Consider the following 23,322-nt stretch of genomic DNA (forward strand, 5'->3'; position numbering starts at 1 on the left):
TTTGAACGCTGGCCGTCAGGTCAACTATCTCGATATCAAAATATCAGGATGTGATGCCACTGTCTATCACTTTCGGTCATGATAGGGCAGTCACAACCTCCATGTGATGAGTATGAGGGAAGATGTCGAAAGCCTCCATGGCCTCGACCTTGCGCCCGTTTGCTACCAATTCTGCCACGTCGCGCGCCATCGCGGCGGGATCACACGAGACGAGAACGATTCTGCGGGCACCGCACCTGGCCAGCTGCGCAGCCGTCTTCTTCCCTAGCCCGGCACGCGGCGGGTCGGCAACCACGACGTCGGCGCGCAGGCCCGCGACCGTGCCCTCATCGATCCGGGCGACCTCGGCTTTCGCCCACGGCATCGAAGCAAGATTGACACTCGCATCGCGGACAGCACGCTCGGAGCCCTCGATCGCGAACACGCTACCGCGTTCGCCCACGGCCCGCGCCAGCGGAACGGTGAACAGGCCCGCTCCGGAGAACAGCTCCAGCACAGACTCCCCCTCCTGGGCTGCGGCACCCTTTAGCACCGCTTGAAGGAGCACGCTCGGAGCCTGGCAATGAATCTGCCAAAATCCGCCCGACGAGATGCGGTACTCGAAAACGTCAGCTCCCGTAACGGCACGCTCGTGAATGAAGGGATCGGCCTGCCTTCCCGGCGCGGTATAGGTCTGCCCAGCGACGACAACATCCGGACCCGACGCCGGGCAGACCACGTGCATGCGTTCGCCCTCGGCAACGACGCCGTCCCAGGCATTTCCGAACAGGTCAAGGTGCTCAAGCTCGGGTAGGGCGAGTGGCATGCGGTCCAGTGGCACCAGCCGGTTCGTCCGCTCCATGTACATGCCCACGCCGGTCGCCATTTTCACCACGTCGAAGCGAGTGCGAGTCCCCCAGCCGTCGGCCGAGTCGACTCCGCGCACCTCAACCCGCAGTGGCTTGATCGCCTCCGCCAGGTCTTGCCCGCCAATGCGGCGAAGGTTGTGGGCCACCACGTCCGTCTTGAGCTTGCGTTGCCACGCGAGCTCGACGTGGCCAAAATCGGCTGCTCCCGTTACTCCTGCCGCTCCCGCGGCCCACGGATGTTCGACGCGATGAGGACTTGCCTCGACGACGTCGACAACGTTGGCATGGAAGAACTTCGACTGACGCGAGACCACCTCGACGTCGACGACCTCACCGGGAATCGCGCCGCGAACAAACACAACGCGCCCATCGTGACGGGCGATGCCAACGCCGCCGTGACCGATGTCGACTATCTCAAGGCGCATTACTCTTCCTCACCGAGGCGGTAAGGAGCCTCTGTAATCATCACTCGCGGTTCAAAGCGCAGATCGGAAATGACGCGTGGCGTGGAATGCCGCAAGAAAAAACGCTCCCACGAGCTGGAATAGATCACGCGGGGAATGACCACGTTCATCACGTCGTTCGGGCTCTCCGTGAGCCGGGCGCGGATATATTCGACCACCGGGCCACGCCAGGCGCCTTTCGGTTCGCCCAGAATCGTCAGGTCAACGGGAACGAGAGCGGCTTCCCATGCCTGACGGATCTGCCGCGTTTGCCGCGGATCGATATCCACACAGATCGCCGTCAGCGTAGATAGCCGCATCGCCCGCGCCCAGGTCACGGCTTGGATCGTGGCAGAGTCGACCTTTTCAATGATAACGACGCCGTGGACGCGGGTGGGTAGTTTGCGCCCAAACGTCATGTCACCCAGCCGAAGCTGATGGCTGAGCTTGGACTGTCCGCGCGAATAGGCCACGAGGAAGACCACGGGCACGCTGAGCGCCACGATCCCGGCCAGCGCCCACATCGGCTGAGCGTAAACGACAGCCCCGGCGATGAAAAGCGCAAAGAGGGCGTAGGCACGGAAAATCCAGGCCAACCCCGTCGCACGGCGGCGCTCCTTGGCTTCCGTCGAGTCGTTCAGGATCGTCTTTGATCGCGAAATCATCGCGAGGCTGACGATTGCCACGAGGATATAGACGGTGAAGACGAAGACGGTGGCGATCGACCTTGCCGAGTCGAGCACGATCGTCACAATCGCTGCCAGCAACGCGATGATGGCCACGATGGCGCGACGCGGGGCGACGGCGTCGGCAGCGGCCAGCCTTCTGGGCAACAGGCCGTCGAGGGCAAGCTCGCGCAACAACCGCGGTAACTGCCCGTATGCGGCCGTCGCCACCCCCACGCCAAGCATGACGAACAGGACAACAAAAACGAGCTGTCCCTTCTCCCCGAAGAACGCATAGGACATGGACAGGGCTGGCACCGCCACGCGCTGACCCGGCATCCGCAACACCACGCTGAAATAGAGCGTGATCGCGATGACAATCAGCGCCCCCGTCATGAACTTCGTCAGGCGACGGCGGCTGACGCGCCGGTAGTTCGTGTCGTTGAGGATGCGCTCGGAGATGAGGGTTGTCGCTCCACCGAGCATGGCCCCGCCGAGGGCCGCCTCGACCATCGAATTGCGCACGCCTGCCGACCGTTCGGTGTTGTAGGCGTCCTCGCGGGCCAAGCGGATGTTTTCAAAGTCGACCGACCCGGCCGCCTCCTCGATGAGCCCGTAGCCCAGCAGGGCGATGACACCCAGCGCCGCGGTTACCGTGAAGAAGGTCATCCATGGCCGATGATGAACCTGAATCACCAGCACGCCGATGGCGATGAGAAGAATGAGGATCGGATCGAGCACCCAGCTCCAGCTGATGTTCAGCTGGGTTTCGAGGGAGTTGGTTGCGAGCTCCACACCCAAGATCACCACCAGGGCGTAGGCGAGGATGCGGGCCGCGGAGACCAGGAGGCCGGCCCAGTGCCCGATGTTCCAGCCGGCGAGCTGGTGAGAGGACCTGCGGGGCACGTGCCGCTGGAGAAGGCCGGCGATGTAGATCGCGGCCGCCAGCGAGGCCACGGCGCTAAAGAGCGCCCACAGCATCGCCACCGACTTCTCTGAATAGGAGGCAGAACGCAGCACGATCTGCGGCACGATCACCATGCACAGAGCAATAATCGACAGTGACGTGGAGCGGGTGACCGCCTCAACGATCTCCGATCTCGAATGGGGGGCGCGAAAATTCAGCACATGGTTAGGTTACGCTGTATTTGCAATTGAGGTAACGTCTTACTCGTGCATTTCGTCATTATGGGCTGTGGCCGCGTGGGAGCGAGTCTCGCGGTTAACCTGATGGATCGAGGCCACTCCGTGGCTATCATCGATCAAAACTCGCATGCTTTCAGGCGCCTGCCTGACGACTTTCAGGGTCAGCAGGTCACCGGCGTGGGGTTCGATCGCAACGCCCTGCGCCAAGCGGGAATTGAAGACGCCGCCGGGTTTGCCGCTGTCTCCTCCGGCGACAATTCCAACATCATCGCCGCCCGCGTGGTACGTGAGACCTTCGGCGTGGAAAACGTCGTGGCCCGCATCTACGACGCCACTCGCGCCGGTGTCTACAACAAGCTGGGCATCGACGTCGTCGCACCGGTGTCGTGGACCTCTGACCAAGTGATGCGTAACCTCATCCCGCTCGGCCCGCATGTCGAGCACATCGACTCCGCCACCGGAACAGCCCTCTTCTACGTGGACCTCGATAGCACGTGGTACGGCCACACCGTTGGCGACATCGAACGTAACACGGCCGCACGGGTGGCCTACATTACGCGTAACCTCGAGCTCGTCTTGCCGAACGTCAACACCGTCCTTCAAGACGGCGACGAGGTGCGCCTCCTGGCGTCGGTCGGCCAAGCCGAAGCCATCCAACGTGTCCTCAACCATCCCGGAGGGGCTGATTCGCGATGAAGATTCTTGTAGCCGGAGCAGGCTCCGTCGGGCGTTCCCTCGCCCGGGAAATGAGCGAGGCGGGCCACGAGGTCACCCTCATCGATTCCAAGCCGGAAGCCATGCGCGTGGCCTCCGTTCCCGAAGCCGATTGGATCTTAGGCGACGCCTGCGAGCTCACGGTCCTGGAGACCGCGGGCCTCGAGGATACCGACGCCGTCATCGCCGCCACCGGCGATGACAAATCAAACCTTGTCCTTTCCCTTCTCGCAAAAACCGAGTTCGGTGTTCAAAAGGTGATCGCGCGCGTGTCCAACCCGGCCAACACCTGGCTCTTCGACGAGTCGTGGGGCGTGGACGTGGCCGTGTCCACCCCGCAGATCATGGCGGAGATCATCCAGGAGGCCGTGTCCACCGGCAAGCTCGTGCGCCGCATGCAGTTCCAGTCCGGTGCCGCCATGTATCTGGCCACGGTGCCGAACGGCTCGCTCTTCACCGAGCACGCGCTCGGACATGTCTCGCTGCCGCCAGACATCCTCGTTTCCAGCGTGATTCGCGACGGCGTTCCGCTCTTCCCCAGCCCGGACATGGCCATCGACGCCGGGGACCAGCTGATCTTTATCGTTGGCGCAAACGCCTCGGATGGCCTGTCTGAGATCGAGGCGATGCTCTAGCGCGGCTCGGGCAGGTCACGGACCATGAGCCACGTGAACCAGCCGATGAGGGCGAAGAATGGTACACCCATGACGAGGCGGGAAATGCCGAGCGCCTCAGTGGCGTTGGCCAGGTAGAGCGGGGCCTGAACCGCCAAGCGGGCGGCGAACAGACCCGCCCACATCCACGTAATGAGCGCGTAGCGGCGCCGGGTGACCGCCTGGGAGGGCTCCGAGCGCCACCCGGTGGCGTCTCCACGCAGGAATCCGATGAGCAGGCCAAGGGCAGGCCAGCGGACGGCGAGCGACACAAGGATGCCGGCAAGGTAGGCCACGTTTGTGATCAGGCCCCAGACAAAGAAGTTCGAGGCGTGCCCACTTCGCCAGGCCACAAAAGCGGACAGTGCGATCGCAAAAAGACCGCCGAGAGCCGGCGTGACCGCGATGCGCTGGACGGCTCGAATCCCGATGAAGACGAGCGAGGAGGCCACTGCCACAAGGAGCGCGAGGTTGAGCTCCCCCACAATCGTGAACAAAGCGAGGAACAGGACGGTCGGGATAGTCGCTTCCGTGATGCCACGCACGCCTCCCACGGTAGCCATCACATCGAAGTCCTCCTGAATGACGGCGCGCAGGCCAAGGTCGGGGGCGGCTTCGGGATGGTCATGCGTGCTCATCGCTATCCTCAACAACGGTGTAAGACGGGTTAAACATGGTGGGGACGCCGCGGTAGGTACTGACAGCACCGATGACTCGAACCTTCGAACCGATATCGATGCATTCAAGGTTTGAACGCGACATGAAATAAAGGACGATCGGCCCCTCATCAAGTTCAAGGTAGGCGGTAACGCGCTTGCCCCGGCCAGCGCCGGGGTAGGTAATCGAGCGAATCGTGCCGATGAGGTCCCGGCGCCTGGTCATTGCTGCTGCGTAACCAGCTCAGGGATTTCCAGCGGTAGCAGTTCGCGCGGGGGGTGCGGAGTCTGGCCACGGCTGACGACGACGTTGCGCACGATCTCGATGAGCTCATTGGCCGCCGCCTCATCGGCGCCAGCCTTGCCGTACAAGGTCGCACGCAGGAGCCAACGCGGGCCATCCACACCCAAGAAGCGGTGCGGGGTAAAGGCCTTCGAGTTCGGAACCGGCATCTGTGCCTGCAGCTCTACCCCGAGTGGGCCCGTGACCTCTTGAGAAAACCCGCCCTGCTGGGCTATCGAGGTACGCATGTCTAGGCGAACCTCGTCCCACAGCCGCGCCGAACGCGGAGCGGCGAAGGCCTGCAGCTGAAGCGCGGAGCCATCCTTGCCGTACACGATTCCGAGGACCTGCTGGCGGTGGCGATCAAGCGTGAATTGAAGCGAGGCTCCCGGAACAACCGGAATCCACAGCGAGCCGGCGTCGAGGCGATCGCCTATGTGCTCAACCTCGGACTCATCCCACGGTCCGTCGACCCGAACGCCATCGGCGGGCGCGACGTCCGCGATCAGCTCCGGCTCCGGCTCTGCTTCTGCTTCCTTCTTCTTAAAAAACCACGCCATGATTCTCTCAGCTCCTTACGATGCGCACTCGGCGCAGACGGGCAGGCCGTCCTCCTCGTAGGCTAGCTGAGAACGGTGGTGGACGAGAAAACACTGTGAACAGGTGAACTCGTCATCCTGAGCGGGAACAACCGCCACGGAGAGCTCAACGTTCGACAAATCGGCACCCGGAAGCTCGAAGCCCTCCGCCGCCTCAACCTCGTCTTCATCTACGGAATTAGACTGGTGATTGCTTCCACGCGCTTTCAGCTGAGTGAGCGAATCTTCCTTCAGCTCTTCATCCTGCTTGCGCGGCGCATCGTAATCTGTGGCCATGACCGTCCCTTAATCGGTGAATGTTCACCGTCTTTGTACCAGAGGTGAGACGTTTTCACAAGACCGCATCAGAAATGGCGCAGCAGTGAGATGATTTCGGCTAATTCACTCAACACACCGCCAACCGTGCCCCAATCTTTTCCACGCAGGTGGCACCCTTAGGGAAGGACTGTAGGAGGACACATATGATCGAGCTCGAGTTGTTGGGACTTCAGGAGGGGCAAAAGCTCAGCCTGAATGATTCCGAAGGTAATCGCTACGTTCTTCCCATTACTGACGAGCTCCGTGCCGCGTTGCGCACCGACGTCGCCTCACCGGCTGACGACAAGCCGCGGCCCATCACGCCCCGCGAGATCCAGGCACACTTCCGCGCCGGCCTCTCTGTCGCCGAAGTTTCCAAAATCACCTCCTTTCCTCCTTCCCAGCTGAACTCCTTGGCGTATCCGATCTTCGCCGAGCGTGAATACACTGCACAGAACGCCCGGCTCTACCGCCAGGGGCACGACGCCGGCGGTATGACTCTCGAAGAGCTCGTCGTCTCGCGCCTGGTGGCACGTAGCGTCAACACGAATGACATCGAGTGGGATGCCCACCGCGATCAAGGAGAGCCGTGGGTCCTCGTCGCGCGTTACCGGATCGGGGACACCAACCACACGGCGCTGTGGACGATTAACACCAAGGCCCAGACGGTGACCGCTCGCAACGACGAAGCCACCTGGCTGACCGAGAACCAGATTCCGGCCCCGTCCAACCCGTGGCGCAGGCCGAATACGCCGTCGGTCGCCCAAGACGAGGATGCCGCGCCTGCCGAAAAGATTTCCGCCATTGACGCCCGCCCGGCCTCCTCCGGCCAGCCGGTGGACATCGATTCTATGCTGGAGTCTCTCAATTCCAAGCGTGGCAAGTCTCAGCCGATGCCAGAGCCCGAATTTGATGGCGCACACCCGGCCGATTCCGAGCCCGAAGCGGCTCAGGACGCGACCATCCTCGCCTTCCCCTCGCCCAAGCCCGAGGCGGCCGACGATAAGAGCCAGAAGAAGGCTATTGTCACCCCGGTTTCCTCTCTCTCGACTCCGCCGACAGCGCCCACGGCCGAATCTGCCGACGAAGCTGATGCCAGCGACTCTCAACAACCGGGCAACAGCCAGCAGGTCTTGCCCGGCGTCGGGCAAGATTCCGCGGCCACGCCGAAGCCTGCCAAGAAGCGCCGCAATCGGCCCGCCATGCCCTCGTGGGACGAAATCGTCTTCGGATATTCCAAGGACGACTAGCCGCACCTAAGCGAGGTGGACGACGAGCGGGACGAGCATTTCCTCCGCGGTGAGGGAGCCATGCACGCCAATGAGGTTTATGGCGGCGTCGCTTTGATACCGCGAATCGACGATGGCGAGCCTGTCACGGGGGAAGGCGAGAACGTCGCCGAAGACTTCCTTGGCGAAGCGGCTCATCGGCCCAAATATCCCCGCCGATGTAGCCTGTTCTAACGTCACGACCCACGCGCGCTCGCCGAGGTAGTCTTCCCAACGAGCGGCGACGGCATCGGGTTCGCGCGTGTAGAGATGGAGTGCGCGTGACTCCCCCGCAACGACGTCGACCCCCGCGGTCAGCTGGTTGACGTGGGCAACGTCGAGTCGCTCCTCGACGTCGATCATGCCATGATCGGCCGTCAACACAAGCAGTGTTCCTGCCGGCAGGGACCTGGTCAGGCGCCCCAACTCGGCATCGAAATGCTCGAGCTGGGCGATCCAAGCCTCCGAGCCCCACCCGGCGTGGTGGCCGGTGGAATCGATGTCTCCCCAGTAGAGGTAGACGAGGTCGGATCCCCTCTTGAGCTCCCTCACTGTGGCGTCCACCCGGGCCGGAAGCTTCTCGGCCACGACTGTGCGCCCGCCACGAAGCGCCGCGCGCGTGAGCCCAGAATCGACGAACTTCTTGGGCTGAATCTTGACGGTGTCAAGATTCGAGGTTTCGAAAAGTGTGGGCTGGGCCTGCCACGTATCGGGATCCACCTGGGGCGAATTCCAGGCGATGAGGTTGAAGACGTCGTCGGTGTGCGGGACGCGTAGCGCATACCCGCCCACGGCGGTCCTGCCCGGGAGCTGTCCGGTGCCGAACGCGGTAATCGCGGCGGCCGTCGTCGACGGAATCACAGTTGAGATCGCGCGGTCCATTCCCAGTGCGCGCAAGGTCGGCGCATGGCCGCGCCTCTGCTGGAGGTTATGAAACCCCAGCCCGTCAACGAGGACGACGCAGGCGCGTTCAACACGCGGAAAGTCGAACGGAGCGTGTGCACCCACCCCCAGCGCGGCGAGGACACTGGCCAGAACGCCGGAAACGTTCTCCTTGCTCGGAAGCGTCGCCCCGTTCATCGCTGCCCAAGAATGTCTTCGAGAGAATTAATGAAGTCCACACCCTCGCGGAAATAGGCCGTGTCGACATGGCGATCGAGGAAAATCTGCAGATCCTCATTGGTGGCAACCCCGACGTAGCCGTGATCGTTCGTGCAGGCCGGATCGTCGCACGCACCCGGCTGAAGATCCTGGTTGAACGAGCTTCCCCACCGCAGCCGAAGAAGGATGGAGTTCAGTTCTCCCACCGAGTCGCCCTTGAACTCGCGCCGCCGAATCACGTGATGCTCCCGGATATCGGCCAGCCGGACGGATTGGGTGGTTGTCACGTATTCGCCCCGAGTATCCATCTCATAGTTCGTATCCGAATACACGAGCAGGAGCCGCGTCCCAGTTACGATGAACGCGACGATCCGGTCGTAGACGGAATCGGCATCGAAAACGGTCTCGGGTCGGACGTAAAAAGCGCGGACGGCGTCGTTACCCAGGACGTGGCGGATGTCAGCGAGGACGGGAGACTGCCCGGATACGAGATGCGCAAGTGCCTCATCGAAGTCGGAACGCAAATCATTCATCTGCCCATTCTTTCAAAGGCTGAGCCAATGTGCGAAAGCGGGTCGCCAACATCACGACAACACGGTCGGTCAGATGCACGGGAAGTATCCGCAACCGCCAGATAATAGAACAATGGCTACTCATGAGCAGATCGTTGACATCGACGTGTCGCAGGAAATGCGCACGTCCTTCCTCGAATACTCCTACTCGGTGATCTACGCGCGCGCACTTCCCGACGCACGCGACGGCCTCAAACCCGTACAGCGCCGCATTCTCTTCCAGATGGACCAGATGGGCCTGCGCCCCGACAAGGGCCACGTGAAGTCCTCCCGCGTCGTGGGCGACGTCATGGGACGCCTCCACCCACACGGCGACGCCGCGATCTACGACGCCATGGTCCGCCTCGCCCAGCCCTTCACCATGCGCCTGCCCATGGTTGACGGCCACGGCAATTTCGGCTCGCTCGACGACGGGCCCGCGGCTCCCCGATACACCGAGGTACGCATGGCGCCGGCCGCGTTGGCAATGACGGCAAGCCTCGATGAGGACGTCGTCGACATGGTGCCCAACTACGACAACACCTACATGCAACCCGAGGTGCTTCCAGCGGCGCTGCCCAACCTCCTGGTCAATGGCTCGTCCGGCATCGCCGTCGGCATGGCCACGAACATGGCTCCGCACAACCTCGGCGAAGTCGTCGCCGGCGCGCGATTCCTGCTCGAAAACCCCGACGCCAGCCTCGACGAACTGATGCGCTACATTCCCGGCCCCGACCTTCCCGAGGGCGGCAAAATCGTGGGGCTCGACGGCGTCCGCCAGGCTTACGAAACCGGGCGAGGCATCTTCCGCACCCGTGCCACCGCACACATCGAGAACATCACCGCCCGAAAGAAGGGCATTATCTTCACGGAGCTGCCCTACATGGTCGGCCCCGAAAAGGTGATCGACAAGATTAAGGACGGTGTGCAAAACAAGAAGCTCCTGGGGATCTCCGGCGTCCAGAACCTGACCGACCGCAAGCATGGGACGCGCCTCGTGATCGAGGTCAAAAACTCTTTCAACCCCGAAGCCGTGCTGGCGGACCTCTACCAGCACACGCCGCTCGAAGAGTCCTTTGGCATCAACAACGTCGCGCTCGTCAACGGCCAGCCGCGTACCCTCGGCCTTAAGGAACTCCTTCAGGTCTTCCTCGACCACCGCATCAGCGTCACTCGCCGCCGAACCGAATTCCGCCTCACCAAGGCCAAGGACCGCCTTCATCTCGTTGAGGGCCTCCTGATCGCGATCCTCGACATCGACGAGGTCATCGCGGTTATTCGTTCCTCAGATGACTCGGCGATCGCCAAGGAACGGCTCAGACAGGTCTTCGACCTGTCTGAGGTGCAGGCCGAATTCATCCTCGAGCTGCGCCTGCGCAGGCTGACGAAGTTCTCGCAGATCGAGCTGGAGAAGGAAAAGAGCGAGCTGCTTGCCGACATCGAGTTCCTTAGTGAAATTCTCGCCTCCGACTCGCGCTTGCACGCCCTCATTTCCGAGGAGCTGGCCCAAACCGCTCGGCAGTTTGCCACCGCGCGCCGAACCGTTCTCCTTGAATCCGACGGCGCGGGGACGTCGTCGCGCGCAGCATTGAAGGTGGAAGACGACCCGTGTTGGGTCATGCTCTCCGGAGACGGCCTCATCGCCCGCGTCGTCACCGACGCCGAGCCCTCCCGGTTCGGGCCGCGCGCCAACCACGACGCGATCGTCTCCATGGTTAAAACCACCAACCTCTCTTCGATCGGCGTCATCACCTCCGACGGTTCGGTCAACCGTCTCAACGTCGTCGATATCCCGGCAATTCCCGAAACCGAGACCGCTCCGAGTTTGGGAGGAGGCGCACCCATTCTCGAGATTCTCCTCATGGGCAAGGGGTCGCACGTCATTGGCCTAGTCAACCTCGACCAGCCGCCGATCCTTGCCCTCGCAACCGCGCAGGGCAAGATCAAGCGAGTCAACCCCGACTATCCGGATAAGGGCGCGATCGACATCATCAAACTCGCCGACGGCGACACGGTCGTCGGCGCCGCGCCCGCTACCGAGGACGATCAAATCGTCTTGGTCACCTCCAACGCTCAGCTCCTGCGCTTCCCCGCAGGAGACGTCCGTCCCCAGGGCCGGGGTGGTCAAGGCATTGCGGGAATTCGCCTGGCCGAAGGCGCATCCGTCATCGCCATGGGCGTTGTCCCTGGCGACGATCTTGCCGCACACGGCGTCGTTACCATCGCCGGCTCATCCGGATCCCTGCCCGGAACGGTAGCAGGATCGGCGAAGGTCACGCCCCTGGACCGCTACCCCGCCAAGGGGCGCGGCACGGGCGGCGTGCGTGCCCAGCGGTTCCTGCGCGGCGAGGACGTCATCGAGATGGCGTGGGTGGGTCAGTTGCCGCCACGCGCCACAGGAAATCGTGGCAAGCCGGTGACTCTTCCCAATGTCGACGAGCGCCGCGACGCCTCGGGAACGCAACTGTCCGCCGTCGTCAAGAGCATCGGCTAGGGGCTCAGTGCGCGCTCGCTAGACCGTGGTGGTGACGATGTATGTCTCCGCCACACGCTCGAAATCGAAGTGTTCGAAGACGGTGATCAGGCTCGAGCGTTGCGAGCCCTCACCGGCGATGTCCAGGCCGATGTATGACAGGCCCGCGTCTCTAAATCGGCCCATCGCCGCGGTGAGGAGGGCGGACGCGATGTGCCTGCCGCGCCATTGCGGCAAGACCACGACCTCCTCCACGTACCCCTCGTCATAGACGGCATCGTTGGTCGTGCCTTCTTTCGTGTTGGAGGCGAAGCGCGAGGACAGCAGGTAGCCGGCCAGGCGCGGGCGATCGCCGAAGAAGTCAATGGCGACGAGGCACCAGTCCTCTTCCATCATGCGCAGGCGGGCCTGCCATGCCTCGTTGCCGAGCTTGGTGTAAGTCAGGTTGTCGGCGAGCACTCGATTATGGGCCCGGCGCGTGTCGTTCACCCACTCCCCCGTCAGCTTGAGGATCCGAGTATAGGGCGATATCTGGGGCTCGCCCACCGGAATCGCGAGGCTCCGACGCATCTGAACGTACTGCGACTCGCGTTCGAAGCCGAGGCGGTCGGCCATGTCGAGCAGATCGAACTGAGAATTGTCGATGTACATCTGCACCGACGCCGTCTCCATACCAAGCTCCCGAGCCAGGCTTCGCGCCGTGATGAGCTGGCGTTCCATCAGGTCTCGGCCGAGGCCGTGGGCACGCCAGGAGGGCGCCACGCCGCCAGACATCGTCAGCGGCAGTTCGCCACCATTGGCCACCGGTGTCCGAAGCAGGCCGAAGGCGAGCAGTTCTTGGCCGGCCCATGCGCCCTGGGCCCGCCACACGTGCGAGTTGAGGAAGTAGGAGTCGACCTCGTCCCGAGTGGTTCGGTTAGCAGAATCGTCTGCCTCCTCGATCTCAAGGATGAGGGCGTGGATAGCATCGGCATCCGATGCGTCCAACGGGGTCCAGATCCAGCGCGCGTCAGGCATTAGATATCAATGGAGTAAAGGATCTGCGAGGCCCCCTCAAAAAATCCGTATTTCGTGAGGAACTCGGTGGGTGGGGTAAATTCAGAGACGACCGGAACGCTCATGGAGACGATCCCCGCGTCGAGGGCAGGGGCCATCTGGGCCAAGATCAGATCGGTGCCGTTGCCGCTGTGGCGGAAACCTCGGTCGATGCCGTAGAACGTCACCCGCATTTGCCTGTCATGCAAAATCGAGTTCAGAGAATACCCCACGAGGTTGCTACCGTCTGCCAGTAATACGGAGGCCTCACGATCCGCCCCCGTTAGCCGCTCCTCCCATTCCTCGGCAGATAGGGGCTGCCGACGATCCATCACCATCGAAATGCGGTTGTGGAGCCGTAGCACTTCCTCCGAATAGTTCGAGTCGAAGGGGATGACCTCCATGCCGCGGGAGGCGAGGCGCTCGCGCGCCGCACGCGAATGCTCCCGGTGCTCCTCACCGAGGCGAACATCCATGTACGTCCAGCGATTCTGAGGCGAAAATCCGCCGGCGGCCAGCAGACGCCGGCGCTCCATATTCGTCAGCTTCACCCGGGAACGGATCGACGCGGGAAGGTCATAACCCGCGGCAAGCATCAGCTGCCGAGCGCGCCCGTCCTGCCACTCCAACAACGCACGTCCAATCCCCCGGCCACGCCAGTGCGGGGAAATCGCTCCGTAAATGTTGGCCTGCGCCTCGGTGAGGGGATGCGGGTTGGTGAAGACGAGCCCAATCGCCTGGAGGGCCCCCGCCGCGTCACGGCCGACGATCGCGTCCAGGTTACCGCGCTCCGACTCAGGTGCCCGGGACCACGGAGTCACCTGCTGGCTAATCCGAAGCTCGCCGTAGATTTCAGGGTCGGCACAAAGACGTAAAAGCTCGCCGAGTTCATCCAAGTCCTCAGACTTGAGTTGGCTCCATGACAAACCCAAGTGCGGGCTTGGATAGGCCAGTTCCCTCGGCGCGGCTAGGCGCTGTTCAAGCGTTCGCCCCGTGATTTTTCCCGTGTGCATATCGCCCAGTCTACCAACGGCGCCGCCAAACGCGCCCTAAGTCCTACGCGTCGATTTGCTCGCGCGAAATGTCGTCCGCTCCCTCGATGATGAAATCCTTACGCGGAGCCACATCCGAGCCCATCAATAGCTCGAAGGTCTCCTCGGCAAACCGCAACGCGTCCTCGTCGCTCAGCGAGATTCGCCGGAGCATCCTGTGCTTGGGATCCATCGTCGTCTCGGCCAGCTGGTCGGCGTCCATTTCGCCCAGGCCCTTGTATCGCTGGATCGGCTGCTTGTACGTGCGCCCTTGCTTCTCGAGCCTGGCGAGGATGCGGTACAGCTCGGCGTCGGAGTAGCTGTAGATGTATTCCCCCTTCTTGCCTCCGCGGCCGGATACCTCCACCCGGTGCAGAGGTGGAACCGCCGCATAGACGCGGCCAGCTTCGACCAAGGGACGCATGTAGCGGAAGAAAAGAGTCAGCAGGAGGGTACGGATGTGCGCGCCGTCGACGTCGGCGTCGGTCATGAAGATCACCTTGCCGTATCGCGCCGCATCGACGTCGAAGGTCCGCCCGGAACCAGCTCCGACGACCTGGATGATCGAGGAAACCTCTTGGTTCTTGAGGATGTCCGCAGGCGAGGCCTTCTGGACGTTGAGGATCTTGCCGCGGATCGGCAGCAGAGCCTGAAACTCCGAATCGCGCGCGAGTTTGGCTGTTCCGAGTGCCGAATCACCCTCGACGATGAACAGCTCAGTACGTTCGACGTCTTCCGAGCGGCAATCGGCCAGTTTGGCCGGCAACGTGGATGTTTCTAGCGCGTTCTTACGCCGGGAGATTTCCTTCTGCGTGCGTGCGGCCACGCGGGCGCGCATTTCAGCAACGATCTTCTCCAGCACGCGCTGATTTTCCGTCTTCGCATCGCGCTTCGTGGAGGAAAGTTCCTTGGCAAGCTCGCTTTCGACGACCTTCGACACGATCGCCCGAATCGGCGCCGTGCCCAAGACTTCCTTGGTCTGGCCCTCGAACTGCGGTTCGGGGAAGCGGACGGCGATGACGGCCGTCAGGCCCGCCAGGATGTCATCCTTCTCGATGCGCGGATCGCGTGCCGTGACCTTGAGCTGGCGCGACTTAGCCTCGATCTGGGCGCGGATCACCTTGACCAGACCCTGTTCGAAACCCGTCAGGTGCGTACCGCCCTTGGGGGTGGCGATGATATTGACGAAGGTTTCCTCCCTCGTATCGTAACCATTTCCCCAGCGCAGTGCGATATTGACATCACAGACGCGTTCGACCTCGCGCGCGCGAAGATGACCCGACTTCTTGTCCAACACCTGCACGGTTTCGGTAAACGTTCCCTCGCCGGCGAGGTGCATCGTGCGAGACACGGGGGTATCAGTGGCAAGGTGGTCAACAAAATCAACCACTCCACCATCGAACTTGAAGACTTCTTCGATCGGGCCGCCCTCGCCCGGGGTGCCGGCCAGGCCGCGCTCGTCACGCACCACGATCTCGATCCCGGGGACGAGGAAAGCCTTTTCACGCACGCGCTCGATGAGGTGGTCGTAATTGAAGTGGCTATCGCGCGGGAAGATCTCCGGGTCCGCCCAATAACGCACCCTGGTTCCGGTGATCTTCTTCGCCACCTTGCCCGTCACCCGCAACTCTGACTGGGTGGTGAAGGGCTCGAAAGGCGCATCCGGCTTTGGCTGGCCCGCGTCCTTGTAAATGCCCGGTTCTCCGCGGCGGAAGGACATCTCCCAGATTTTCCCTTCGCGTTTGACAGCGACGTCCAGACGCTGGGAAAGGGCGTTGACAACCGAGGCGCCCACTCCGTGCAGGCCGCCTGCAGAACCATAGTTTGCCGAGTCGAATTTTCCGCCCGCGTGCAATTTTGTGTAGACGACCTCGACGCCGGAGGCGCCCGTTCCTGGCACCTCGTCGACAGGAATGCCGCGGCCGTCGTCCTCAACCTCCACCGAGCCATCCGGGTAGAGCGTGACGCGGATCGAGGACGCGTGTCCCTCCGTCGCCTCGTCAACCGAATTGTCAATGATCTCCCACAGGCAGTGCATCAGGCCGCGGGAGTCGGTGGAGCCGATATACATTCCGGGACGCTTGCGCACAGCTTCGAGCCCCTCGAGGACCGAGAGGTGGCGGGCTGTGTATTGCTGTTTTTCAGTATGTGGCACGCCTTGCATCATATCCGCCTGCCCCGACGTTCTTTGTCAGCAACGCTCGCGGTACGCAACACACTCGCCCGGCAGAAACGGCCCAAGAGGTCAAAAAAGGGGGACCAGCTCGTGCTGATCCCCCGGCGGTCGGATTCAATTATGAGACGAGTTCGGTCTCATCGACGATATTCAGTGCAACCTTTTCCAGCGCCGGCATGTGCTTGCGCGCATGGTGGGCACAGAAGAAAAGCTCGCCCGATCCTAGTTCGACTCGGACGTAAGCCTGTGCATTACAGGCGTCGCAGCGGTCTGCAGCTGTCAAGGTCGGTGTTTCTAATGTTGCATTCACACAATGATCAAAGCATGATTGGCGAGAATTATTCCTCTCATCTTACGCGAGTTCGCCCCCGGCCAAATGGCGCTGTGCGACAATGGGGCCATGGCCGATTCTTCCTTCGCTGTCATCGACTTAGAAACCACTGGTCTGAGCCGAGCCGAGGACCGCATCATCGAGATCGCAGTCGTTTTACTCGATGAGAACCTCAGTGAAGAGTCTCATTGGCACACGCTCGTTAATCCCGAACGTTCCACGGGGGCAACGCACATCCATGGGATTCACGACGCCGATCTGGCCGGCGCTCCCACCTTCCGCGAGTTGCTCCCCCGCCTGCTTCCGTTCCTTGATAGGCGCCGGATCGTGGCCCACAACGCCGCATTTGAGCGGGCCTTCCTCAACAGCGAGTTTGCCCGCGCCGGCCTGCCTCATGTGATTGGCGAAGATTCGTGCGTGTGCACAATGGACCAGTCTCGCATCTATCTTCCGCCGGGACCTCACTCGTTGCAGGGCGTGGCAAGCCGTCTAGGCCTGCCGTTCCAGCCGCACCACCGCGCACTCCAGGACGCGGTGGTGTGCGCCGAGCTGCTTCGCCGATACTTCACCATCGAAGCCGCCGGGCAACGCTACACCTCTCACGCAACAAATCGGGAAGGCTCCCCTGTTCTGCCCGCACAATGGGAGCGCGCTCACGGATGGACGCGCTCCCATTGACGCAGTTTATTCGAGGTAGTCCCGCAAGACCTGCGAGCGGGACGGATGGCGCAGCTTCGACATAGTCTTGGATTCGATCTGGCGGATCCGCTCGCGGGTCACACCATAGACCTTGCCAATCTCATCCAAAGTCTTTGGCTGGCCGTCGGTCAGGCCGAAACGCATGGACACGACGCCGGCCTCGCGCTCAGACAGTGTGTCGAGAACCTGATGGAGTTGCTCCTGAAGAAGTGTGAAGCCAACGGCGTCGGCGGGAACAACAGCTTCCGAATCTTCGATGAGGTCACCGAACTCCGAATCACCGTCCTCACCGAGAGGCGTGTGGAGCGAGATAGGCTCACGGCCATACTTCTGTACCTCGATGACCTTTTCTTCAGTCATATCGAGTTCGCGCGCGAGCTCTTCCGTGGTGGGTTCACGTCCGAGATCCTGAAGCATCTGGCGCTGAACGCGGGCGAGCTTATTAATCACCTCGACCATGTGGACCGGGATACGGATCGTACGTGCCTGATCCGCCATGGCGCGGGTGATGGCCTGACGAATCCACCAGGTGGCGTAGGTGGAGAACTTAAATCCCTTGGCGTAGTCGAACTTTTCGACGGCTCGCACCAAACCGAGGTTGCCCTCCTGGATGAGGTCAAGGAAGAGCATCCCGCGACCGGTGTAGCGCTTGGCAAGCGAAACAACCAGGCGGAGGTTTGCCTCCAGCAAGTGGTTCTTCGCGTTGCGTCCGTCACGGGCGATGATCTCCAGCTCGCGGCGATACTTACGATCGTCGATCTGCGTGGTCTCAAGGATGTGCTGGGCGAACAAGCCGGCCTCGATACGCTGCGCAAGCTCGACCTCCTCGGCCGCGTTAAGCAGGGAAACCTTGCCGATCTGCTTGAGGTAGTCCTTGACCGGATCGGCGGTGGCGCCCGCCACGAGCACGCGCTGAGCGGGCTCGTCGGTGTCGTCCGAGTCCTTCACTACGAAGGCGCCCTTGGAGGACTTGCCCGCAGAGGCCGTGATGACGACCGACTTGTCATCGTCCTCATCGTCGGAATCCTCGTCGTCCGAGTCTTCGTCCTCGGCCTCGTCGTCGGACTGCGAATCGTCGTCGAGATCTTCGTCATCCTCCTCGAGGTCCTCATCATCCTCCTCGAGGTCTTCGTCGTCGAGGTCCTCCGGCTCATCCGGAGTCGCGGGAGTCACGTCCTCCGCATCAGACTCATCGCCATCAACATCGGGCAGCGCCTTCGAAGGCTCGCCGCCATCCTTGCCTTCGCCCGTGGAGAGTCTCACAATAAGTTCTACGAGCTCCGCCTTCTTCAGACCCGTGCCGTCTCCACCGATCTCAGCCGCTTTTTCACGAAGCTCATCTACCTTCAGCTTTTTCAGCTCAGCCTCGTTCACGGGAGCCGAATCGCCCGAAACCTTAACATCAGCACCATCGGACGCACGCTCGGACAGCGCAACGGAGATCGCATCGATGAGTGTGGCTTTAACAGCGCGCGAATTGACATCTAGCCCCAGCGACTGGGCGATGTCACGAAGCTCGGAGACCTTCATTCCGGGCAACGAGGCAACGTCGACCATAACCTCCGCATCGGCCTTGGAGGGTAAAGAAGCGGTCTTGGACTTAGATGCAGCCACGTGCAACCTTTCGATCTCGGAGTAGGTACAACTCGCCTATTATAGCGGTTTTCTCAAAAAACCTTTATTCGTCGATAAGGTTAACGCCGATCGGCGACGTTTATTCCCGCATTTGCCCAATGCTCGCGCTTCGAGAGTTATCTCTCCGGAACGACGAGTACCGCACACTGGCTCTCAAGCAGAAGCTTTTGGATCTGCGAGCCGAGGCGCAACCGGCCGTTCACAGGGCGCTTTGCCAATGATACGACGACGAGCGAGGCCTTGGTCTGCGTCACGACGTTGGCAATGTGGGTCGCAAGTTCTTCCTCCCCGAGCCGCACCTCAATCGAGAAAGCGATGTCGACACGCTCGAGTCGCTCCGTCAGATCGTCAATCTCAGCATCAACGGTTTCTTGATGGAATTCCGACACGGGACGGCGAAGGAGCACAACAAGGGGGCGTTCCTGGCGCTGGCATAGATCAATGGCCGCAACGAGCGCGTCATCGCGAGCTCCTGGTGTGACTGGGACGACTACCGGCATGCATGTAAACCTCTCCACACGAGCGTATATGGATCACGTCAAATGTACACGGTATTCGAAACCCTGTCATTTCAGTCAGCCATCCACACCCGCGCCGATTCTGCCTCCTCGGCAGGCGAGGGCAGGTTGACGAAGAGCGCATGCAAAACCAACTTGGCTAACGGGTAGTGCCTGTTGGAATTGATCGCCATCTGAGCGTTGGAAATCGCGCGCTCGCGATCATCGGCCCACCAGGCTAGGTAGGCGGCTACCGCGTAGGCCGCAGCGTCGTCGTCGTCCGAATAGTCGCCGATGTGTTCGAGGAGGGAAATGAGAGCCGTGACCCTGTCCGCAGGCGCGACGTGTGCCTGGGCTAGCCTGCGCACCAACTGGCTGGCAGAGACGCTGGTGAGTCGAACCATCGATTCGTCCACGCCGAAAAGAATGAGCCGGTCACGAAGGAGTATCTGATCAAGCGCCGCGTTGAGCTTGCCCATGTTTGCGGTGGTCCCGGCAGCCTCGTGCGGATCGGCACCTTCTTGGAGGGCGTCGATCGCCGTCTGCCACAAACCCACTCCGCGCCTGCCTTTGCGCGAGCGCCACTGACGCGCAGCTGCCACAGCTTCCTGACGCTCGCTCCAGGGTGCGCGAGAACGCGGAAAGGTAGGACCATCTTCCACCGGCGCCGACCCGGCATAGACTGCCTCGGCAACCGCGGCAGAAGAATTGAGCTCTTCGAAAGAGCCGATGTATCCGGCCTCGCACAACTCCTCGAATGTATCGACGCGAGATTGGCGCGCGTCGATACCCGAGATCCACTGCGTGAAGTCGGTCAGGCCCACCGAGACGAAGCCCTGCCCGCCGTTGCGGGCATCGATGCACTGTTGGGCGGCCAGTCCGGCCATGTCGAGGATATCGATGGAATCGACATCGCTGAGCATCTGTTCCAGATCGTCGCCGTACCAGGCGATGTAGAGGTCTTCAACGTCGAAGGTCTCGATGAAGTCGAGCACCACGTCGAACAGCCCGGTGGGGACGATCGCGGCATCGATGCGTGCGCTGGGCCCTCCGGGGAGGCCTCCGGCGCCTCGCATCGCGATAAGGACCACCGATTGGCGGGGCTTGTAGCCGAGCGCATAAGGGGCGAAGGCGAGTATTTCGTGAGGTTGATTGAGTTTGATCTTGTTCATGAGCCAAGTAAACACGCACAGGCAGCCACGGCGTTTTTGAGATTGGCCAAATGTGGATCGCCGATGCACCTGGGCGGAATGTGGTTAACTTTCGCGAGTCTCGATAGGCTCTCACCATGGATAACTTTCGCGCAGCCGTCACCGATCGACTCACACGCTCCCTCGAGGAGTCGGCACCATTCGTCGACGACTACCTCGCTCGTATCGTGTGGCGGGAGTTCATTACGCCGGCCCGAGAGCTCGCCGCGTCGGGAAAGCGCACTCGCGCCTTGCTGATCGCCGCCGGCCACGAGGCTTGCGGAGGAAAAGTTCCCCCGGTTCACGCGGGAGTCGCCGCGGAGCTTTACCAGATGTCGGCACTCGTCCACGACGACATTATCGACGATTCCCCCACCCGCCGCGGTGTCCCTGCCGCCCATCGTAATTTCGCCACCTCGCACCGCGGCTTATCCATGCTCGGAGACTCGGCAATCTTCGGCACGAAGGCGGCCATCCTGCTCGGCGATCTCCTGCTGTCCTTGGCGGCGGTGGAAATCGAGATGGCCGAGGCGTCCGACGCCGAATCCCTCGCCCGTGCCCGGCGCCTCTTTCACGAGATGACCGCCGAGACCGCCTACGGACAATATCTGGATCTGCGCGCAGAATCGACGTGCCTCAACGACCACCGCGAGGCTGCGATCAACGAGTCCCTCATCGTGCTACGCCACAAGTCCGCACGCTATTCCGTCGAGCTTCCCCTCATGATTGGCGGCGCGCTCGCCGGAGCATCCGAGTCCGACATTGCCCGCCTGTCCGAGCTCGGCAGGCCGCTGGGCATCGCCTTCCAGTTGCGCGACGACGAATTGGGAATCTTCGGCAACCCCGAGGACACCGGTAAGCCCGCAGGCGGAGACATCACAGAGGGCAAGCACACCGTGTTGCTTGCCCTCACGCGCGCACACGCGAGCGACGCCGACAGGAAGTTCGTCGACGACGCGCTCGGCCGCCCACTGTCCTCAGATGACGTTTCACGTATCCGCCGAATCGTCGTCGACTCCGGCGCTTTTGCCGAACACGAAGACATGATCGCGGCGTACGAAAGAGCAGCACTCGAGGTGGCGGCCCAGTTCACCGCGGCCCCGATTCTGGGCTCGGTCATGACCGAGCTAGAAAATCGCCGCGCGTGAGACCGGTCCGGCGGCGGAAGCCAGACGACGGCGTCGTTCGCCCCTAGAAGCCCAACCCCACGACAACACGGCGCACCGCGCGATGGCGCCCCTCACGGAGGGCCTGCATCGGCGTCGTACCCAATTCAGGTTCCTGCGAATACAACCAGGTGTGCGCCTCCTCGTCGGAGTATCCCCTGTCAGCAAGCATCGTTAGCGTGCCGTTGAGACTCGGGAGGGCGACGTGCACGCCGTCCTTCTCCACAATCTGATCAGCACTGATCGACAGAGCGTGATTTGGGCCACGTCGGACGGCTAGCAGCTTCTTATCGGACAACATCGAGCGCACCGATTGCTGGCGAATGCCAAGCATATGGCCGATTTCGGGGACGGAGAAATACTCAAGGTCTTCATTCACGCGCACATGTTAACGCAACAAGAAAAATTTGAGTGGCAACACGCCGAAAACTCGACTACTGTCTCAGGTGAACCATTTATAACAATTACATCTCGTTGCACATCTGTCACATTTGTAAAGATCGCACCACACGGAGGTTCCATGTCGTCATGGATGAGGCGCTCAGGTGCCGCACTCGCAGCTACAACCGTTGCCACGCTGATTGCGCCCGTCGCCGGCGCAACCGCAACCCCGATCACGCCTGTCAAGGCACCGATCTTCAAGAGCCCCGAGATGACCTACCAGGTCAAGCGTGGAGACACCGTCAGCGCCATTGCGCTCCGCTCGGGCACAACTATTGACGCCATCGTCAAGGCCAACAAGCTACGCTCGGCCCACCTGATCTACCCCGGCCAGCTGCTTCGCATCCCTTCGGCGGTTTCCACCCCGACGCCCGCCGCACCGAAGCCTGCAGCGGCCGCTCCAGCGCCAGTGGCTGCCCCCGCGCCCAGCGCGGCGTCGGAGGTGTACGTCGTCAAACCCGGCGACACCCTAGGTAAGATTGCCCGCGCCTACAAGACGACTGTGGCCAAGCTCGCCGCAGACAACGCAATCGCCAATCCCAACCGCATCAGCGTCGGCCAGCGCCTGACGGTGGGCAGCACCGCCCCGGCCCCCAGCGCGCAGGCCGCGAACACCGCGGCCGCACCCGCTAAGCCCGCGCCGCAGGCTCCGGCCAAGGCTCAGCCGGCCGCACCGGCCACCGGCACGACCTACGTGGTGCGCCCGGGCGATACTCTCGGGAAGATCGCGCTCATGCACGGAACGTCGGTTGCCAAGATTGTCGCGGACAACGCAATCGCCAATCCCAACCGTATCAGCGTCGGGCAAAAGCTCTCCATCGGCACTCCCGCTCCGAGCGCGCCCGCTGCCCACAAGGCAGCACCGAAAAAGCAGCTGGTGAAGAACAACTTCCCCGGCTACACCTATGCCGATGAGACCGTAGCCGCCGCCAACGAGAATAAGCATGCGCTCATTAACTCCCAGCTACCATCGCGCGCCGAGGTGCAGACCACGATCAAGCAGGTCGCACGCAAGTTGGGCGTGGATCCAAAGCTGGCTCTGGCACACGCCTTCGTCGAGTCCGGCTTTAACGCCAACGCAGTCTCGCCCGCCAACGCCATCGGCACCATGCAGGTGATTCCTTCCTCCGGCACGTGGGCCTCGCAGATGGTTGGACGCCAACTGAACCTACTCAACCCCTACGACAACATCGTCGCCGGCGTCGCGATCATCCGCTCCCTTCAGCGGTCCGCCGACTCGCTCGAACAGGGCATCGCGGGCTACTACCAGGGTCTGGGCGGCGTACGTAAGTATGGCATGCGTCCCGACACGGTCAACTACGTGGCCAAGGTTAAAGCCGCGATGGACCGTTTCTAGCGCGGAAAGTCGAAATTGCCGGTCAGTCTCATGCAGGCTGACCGGCATTTCAAGATAATGTAGAAGA

At 62.1% G+C, this 23,322-nt stretch carries 23 protein-coding genes; 7 read left to right on the top strand and 16 right to left on the bottom strand.

Annotation, left to right across the window (positions count from 1 at the left end):
- Positions 1-76 precede the first annotated feature (76 nt).
- Positions 77-1,273 carry a class I SAM-dependent RNA methyltransferase gene (locus tag HLG82_RS05230; RefSeq protein WP_193327630.1) on the bottom strand — a complete coding sequence of 399 codons (1,197 nt, stop codon included), beginning with the start codon at positions 1,271-1,273 and terminating at the stop codon, positions 77-79.
- A complete protein-coding gene (locus tag HLG82_RS05235) occupies positions 1,273-3,084 on the bottom strand; it encodes an APC family permease (protein WP_193327631.1) in 1,812 nt (603 codons plus the stop codon). Before HLG82_RS05235 ends, HLG82_RS05230 begins: the two co-directional genes overlap by 1 nt.
- Before the next feature lie 45 nt (positions 3,085-3,129).
- On the opposite strand from HLG82_RS05235, the gene HLG82_RS05240 reads away from it, so the two are divergent.
- Both HLG82_RS05240 and HLG82_RS05245 read left to right on the top strand, forming a co-directional pair.
- Entirely contained in the window at positions 3,130-3,798 is a 669-nt protein-coding gene (locus tag HLG82_RS05240; RefSeq protein ID WP_193327632.1) for a potassium channel family protein, read from the top strand.
- Positions 3,795-4,451 (top strand): potassium channel family protein, encoded by a 657-nt coding sequence (locus HLG82_RS05245; RefSeq protein WP_193327633.1) that lies wholly within the window; start codon positions 3,795-3,797, stop codon positions 4,449-4,451. Before HLG82_RS05240 ends, HLG82_RS05245 begins: the two co-directional genes overlap by 4 nt.
- Here HLG82_RS05245 and HLG82_RS05250 read toward each other — a convergent pair.
- Genes HLG82_RS05250 through HLG82_RS05265 form a run of 4 tightly spaced genes read right to left on the bottom strand, consistent with a single transcriptional unit; the run spans position 4,448 to position 6,283 of the window.
- A complete protein-coding gene (locus HLG82_RS05250) occupies positions 4,448-5,107 on the bottom strand; it encodes a DUF3159 domain-containing protein (protein WP_193327634.1) in 660 nt (219 codons plus the stop codon). The two genes, HLG82_RS05245 and HLG82_RS05250, sit on opposite strands and share 4 nt — an antisense overlap.
- Entirely contained in the window at positions 5,094-5,351 is a 258-nt protein-coding gene (locus tag HLG82_RS05255; RefSeq protein WP_193327635.1) for a single stranded DNA-binding domain-containing protein, read from the bottom strand. Before HLG82_RS05255 ends, HLG82_RS05250 begins: the two co-directional genes overlap by 14 nt.
- Complete coding sequence (locus HLG82_RS05260) at positions 5,348-5,968, bottom strand: DUF3710 domain-containing protein (RefSeq protein ID WP_193327636.1); 621 nt, start codon at positions 5,966-5,968, stop codon at positions 5,348-5,350. Before HLG82_RS05260 ends, HLG82_RS05255 begins: the two co-directional genes overlap by 4 nt.
- 15 nt (positions 5,969-5,983) lie before the next feature.
- Positions 5,984-6,283: a DUF4193 domain-containing protein gene (locus HLG82_RS05265; protein WP_193327637.1), complete on the bottom strand. Its 300-nt coding sequence runs from the start codon at positions 6,281-6,283 to the stop codon at positions 5,984-5,986.
- A gap of 185 nt (positions 6,284-6,468) precedes the next feature.
- On the opposite strand from HLG82_RS05265, the gene sepH reads away from it, so the two are divergent.
- On the top strand, positions 6,469-7,554 hold the full coding sequence (sepH, locus tag HLG82_RS05270; protein ID WP_193327638.1) for a septation protein SepH: 1,086 nt from the start codon (positions 6,469-6,471) through the stop codon (positions 7,552-7,554).
- A gap of 6 nt (positions 7,555-7,560) precedes the next feature.
- Here the strand turns inward: sepH and HLG82_RS05275 are convergent, their stop codons facing one another.
- Both HLG82_RS05275 and HLG82_RS05280 read right to left on the bottom strand, forming a co-directional pair.
- Positions 7,561-8,652, bottom strand: a complete 1,092-nt coding sequence (locus HLG82_RS05275; protein ID WP_193327639.1) for an alkaline phosphatase family protein — start codon at positions 8,650-8,652, stop codon at positions 7,561-7,563.
- Entirely contained in the window at positions 8,649-9,206 is a 558-nt protein-coding gene (locus HLG82_RS05280; protein ID WP_193327640.1) for a DUF5998 family protein, read from the bottom strand. Before HLG82_RS05280 ends, HLG82_RS05275 begins: the two co-directional genes overlap by 4 nt.
- Positions 9,207-9,318: 112 nt before the next feature.
- Between HLG82_RS05280 and HLG82_RS05285 the strand changes: the two genes are divergently transcribed.
- Positions 9,319-11,718, top strand: a complete 2,400-nt coding sequence (locus HLG82_RS05285; RefSeq protein ID WP_193327641.1) for a DNA gyrase/topoisomerase IV subunit A — start codon at positions 9,319-9,321, stop codon at positions 11,716-11,718.
- Between the two features lie 18 nt (positions 11,719-11,736).
- Here the strand turns inward: HLG82_RS05285 and HLG82_RS05290 are convergent, their stop codons facing one another.
- The 4 genes from HLG82_RS05290 to HLG82_RS05305 all read right to left on the bottom strand — a co-directional run bounded on the left by HLG82_RS05290 (position 11,737) and on the right by HLG82_RS05305 (position 16,249).
- Positions 11,737-12,714 carry a GNAT family N-acetyltransferase gene (locus HLG82_RS05290; protein ID WP_193327642.1) on the bottom strand — a complete coding sequence of 326 codons (978 nt, stop codon included), beginning with the start codon at positions 12,712-12,714 and terminating at the stop codon, positions 11,737-11,739.
- Positions 12,714-13,745 (bottom strand): GNAT family N-acetyltransferase, encoded by a 1,032-nt coding sequence (locus HLG82_RS05295; RefSeq protein ID WP_193327643.1) that lies wholly within the window; start codon positions 13,743-13,745, stop codon positions 12,714-12,716. The genes HLG82_RS05290 and HLG82_RS05295 overlap by 1 nt, the downstream gene beginning before the upstream one ends.
- 43 nt (positions 13,746-13,788) lie before the next feature.
- Positions 13,789-15,927 carry a DNA gyrase/topoisomerase IV subunit B gene (locus HLG82_RS05300; protein ID WP_193327735.1) on the bottom strand — a complete coding sequence of 713 codons (2,139 nt, stop codon included), beginning with the start codon at positions 15,925-15,927 and terminating at the stop codon, positions 13,789-13,791.
- Positions 15,928-16,057: 130 nt separating this feature from the next.
- Positions 16,058-16,249: a DUF7455 domain-containing protein gene (locus HLG82_RS05305; RefSeq protein ID WP_193327644.1), complete on the bottom strand. Its 192-nt coding sequence runs from the start codon at positions 16,247-16,249 to the stop codon at positions 16,058-16,060.
- Between the two features lie 90 nt (positions 16,250-16,339).
- Between HLG82_RS05305 and HLG82_RS05310 the strand changes: the two genes are divergently transcribed.
- A complete protein-coding gene (locus HLG82_RS05310) occupies positions 16,340-16,948 on the top strand; it encodes a 3'-5' exonuclease (protein ID WP_193327645.1) in 609 nt (202 codons plus the stop codon).
- A gap of 6 nt (positions 16,949-16,954) precedes the next feature.
- On the opposite strand, the gene HLG82_RS05315 is transcribed toward HLG82_RS05310, so the two are convergent.
- The 3 genes from HLG82_RS05315 to HLG82_RS05325 form a co-directional block, all read right to left on the bottom strand.
- Positions 16,955-18,583, bottom strand: a complete 1,629-nt coding sequence (locus HLG82_RS05315) for an RNA polymerase sigma factor (protein WP_439654675.1) — start codon at positions 18,581-18,583, stop codon at positions 16,955-16,957.
- Positions 18,584-18,720: 137 nt separating this feature from the next.
- A complete protein-coding gene (locus tag HLG82_RS05320) occupies positions 18,721-19,104 on the bottom strand; it encodes a universal stress protein (RefSeq protein ID WP_193327646.1) in 384 nt (127 codons plus the stop codon).
- Between the two features lie 71 nt (positions 19,105-19,175).
- Positions 19,176-20,273: a DUF4192 family protein gene (locus HLG82_RS05325; RefSeq protein ID WP_193327647.1), complete on the bottom strand. Its 1,098-nt coding sequence runs from the start codon at positions 20,271-20,273 to the stop codon at positions 19,176-19,178.
- Positions 20,274-20,389: 116 nt separating this feature from the next.
- On the opposite strand from HLG82_RS05325, the gene HLG82_RS05330 reads away from it, so the two are divergent.
- Positions 20,390-21,439, top strand: coding sequence for a polyprenyl synthetase family protein (locus HLG82_RS05330; RefSeq protein WP_193327648.1), 1,050 nt, complete (start codon positions 20,390-20,392; stop codon positions 21,437-21,439).
- 43 nt (positions 21,440-21,482) lie between these two features.
- Here the strand turns inward: HLG82_RS05330 and HLG82_RS05335 are convergent, their stop codons facing one another.
- Complete coding sequence (locus HLG82_RS05335) at positions 21,483-21,836, bottom strand: Rv2175c family DNA-binding protein (RefSeq protein WP_255313947.1); 354 nt, start codon at positions 21,834-21,836, stop codon at positions 21,483-21,485.
- Between the two features lie 141 nt (positions 21,837-21,977).
- On the opposite strand from HLG82_RS05335, the gene HLG82_RS05340 reads away from it, so the two are divergent.
- A complete protein-coding gene (locus tag HLG82_RS05340) occupies positions 21,978-23,255 on the top strand; it encodes a lytic transglycosylase domain-containing protein (RefSeq protein ID WP_193327649.1) in 1,278 nt (425 codons plus the stop codon).
- Positions 23,256-23,322: the final 67 nt, after the last annotated feature.

The organism is Trueperella pecoris (assembly GCF_014926385.1).
GTDB classification, from domain to species: domain Bacteria; phylum Actinomycetota; class Actinomycetes; order Actinomycetales; family Actinomycetaceae; genus Trueperella; species Trueperella pecoris.

Bases quoted from the DNA above. Each gene is read 5' to 3' on its own strand.
- HLG82_RS05230 (WP_193327630.1), bottom strand. From the start codon at position 1,273: ATGCGCCTTGAGATAGTCGACATCGGTCACGGCGGCGTTGGCATCGCC.
- HLG82_RS05245 (WP_193327633.1), top strand. From the start codon at position 3,795: ATGAAGATTCTTGTAGCCGGAGCAGGCTCCGTCGGGCGTTCCCTCGCC.
- HLG82_RS05250 (WP_193327634.1), bottom strand. From the start codon at position 5,107: ATGAGCACGCATGACCATCCCGAAGCCGCCCCCGACCTTGGCCTGCGC.
- HLG82_RS05255 (WP_193327635.1), bottom strand. From the start codon at position 5,351: ATGACCAGGCGCCGGGACCTCATCGGCACGATTCGCTCGATTACCTAC.
- HLG82_RS05260 (WP_193327636.1), bottom strand. From the start codon at position 5,968: ATGGCGTGGTTTTTTAAGAAGAAGGAAGCAGAAGCAGAGCCGGAGCCG.
- HLG82_RS05265 (WP_193327637.1), bottom strand. From the start codon at position 6,283: ATGGCCACAGATTACGATGCGCCGCGCAAGCAGGATGAAGAGCTGAAG.
- sepH (WP_193327638.1), top strand. From the start codon at position 6,469: ATGATCGAGCTCGAGTTGTTGGGACTTCAGGAGGGGCAAAAGCTCAGC.
- HLG82_RS05275 (WP_193327639.1), bottom strand. From the start codon at position 8,652: ATGAACGGGGCGACGCTTCCGAGCAAGGAGAACGTTTCCGGCGTTCTG.
- HLG82_RS05280 (WP_193327640.1), bottom strand. From the start codon at position 9,206: ATGAATGATTTGCGTTCCGACTTCGATGAGGCACTTGCGCATCTCGTA.
- HLG82_RS05285 (WP_193327641.1), top strand. From the start codon at position 9,319: ATGGCTACTCATGAGCAGATCGTTGACATCGACGTGTCGCAGGAAATG.
- HLG82_RS05290 (WP_193327642.1), bottom strand. From the start codon at position 12,714: ATGCCTGACGCGCGCTGGATCTGGACCCCGTTGGACGCATCGGATGCC.
- HLG82_RS05295 (WP_193327643.1), bottom strand. From the start codon at position 13,745: ATGCACACGGGAAAAATCACGGGGCGAACGCTTGAACAGCGCCTAGCC.
- HLG82_RS05300 (WP_193327735.1), bottom strand. From the start codon at position 15,927: ATGCAAGGCGTGCCACATACTGAAAAACAGCAATACACAGCCCGCCAC.
- HLG82_RS05310 (WP_193327645.1), top strand. From the start codon at position 16,340: ATGGCCGATTCTTCCTTCGCTGTCATCGACTTAGAAACCACTGGTCTG.
- HLG82_RS05320 (WP_193327646.1), bottom strand. From the start codon at position 19,104: ATGCCGGTAGTCGTCCCAGTCACACCAGGAGCTCGCGATGACGCGCTC.
- HLG82_RS05325 (WP_193327647.1), bottom strand. From the start codon at position 20,273: ATGAACAAGATCAAACTCAATCAACCTCACGAAATACTCGCCTTCGCC.
- HLG82_RS05330 (WP_193327648.1), top strand. From the start codon at position 20,390: ATGGATAACTTTCGCGCAGCCGTCACCGATCGACTCACACGCTCCCTC.
- HLG82_RS05340 (WP_193327649.1), top strand. From the start codon at position 21,978: ATGTCGTCATGGATGAGGCGCTCAGGTGCCGCACTCGCAGCTACAACC.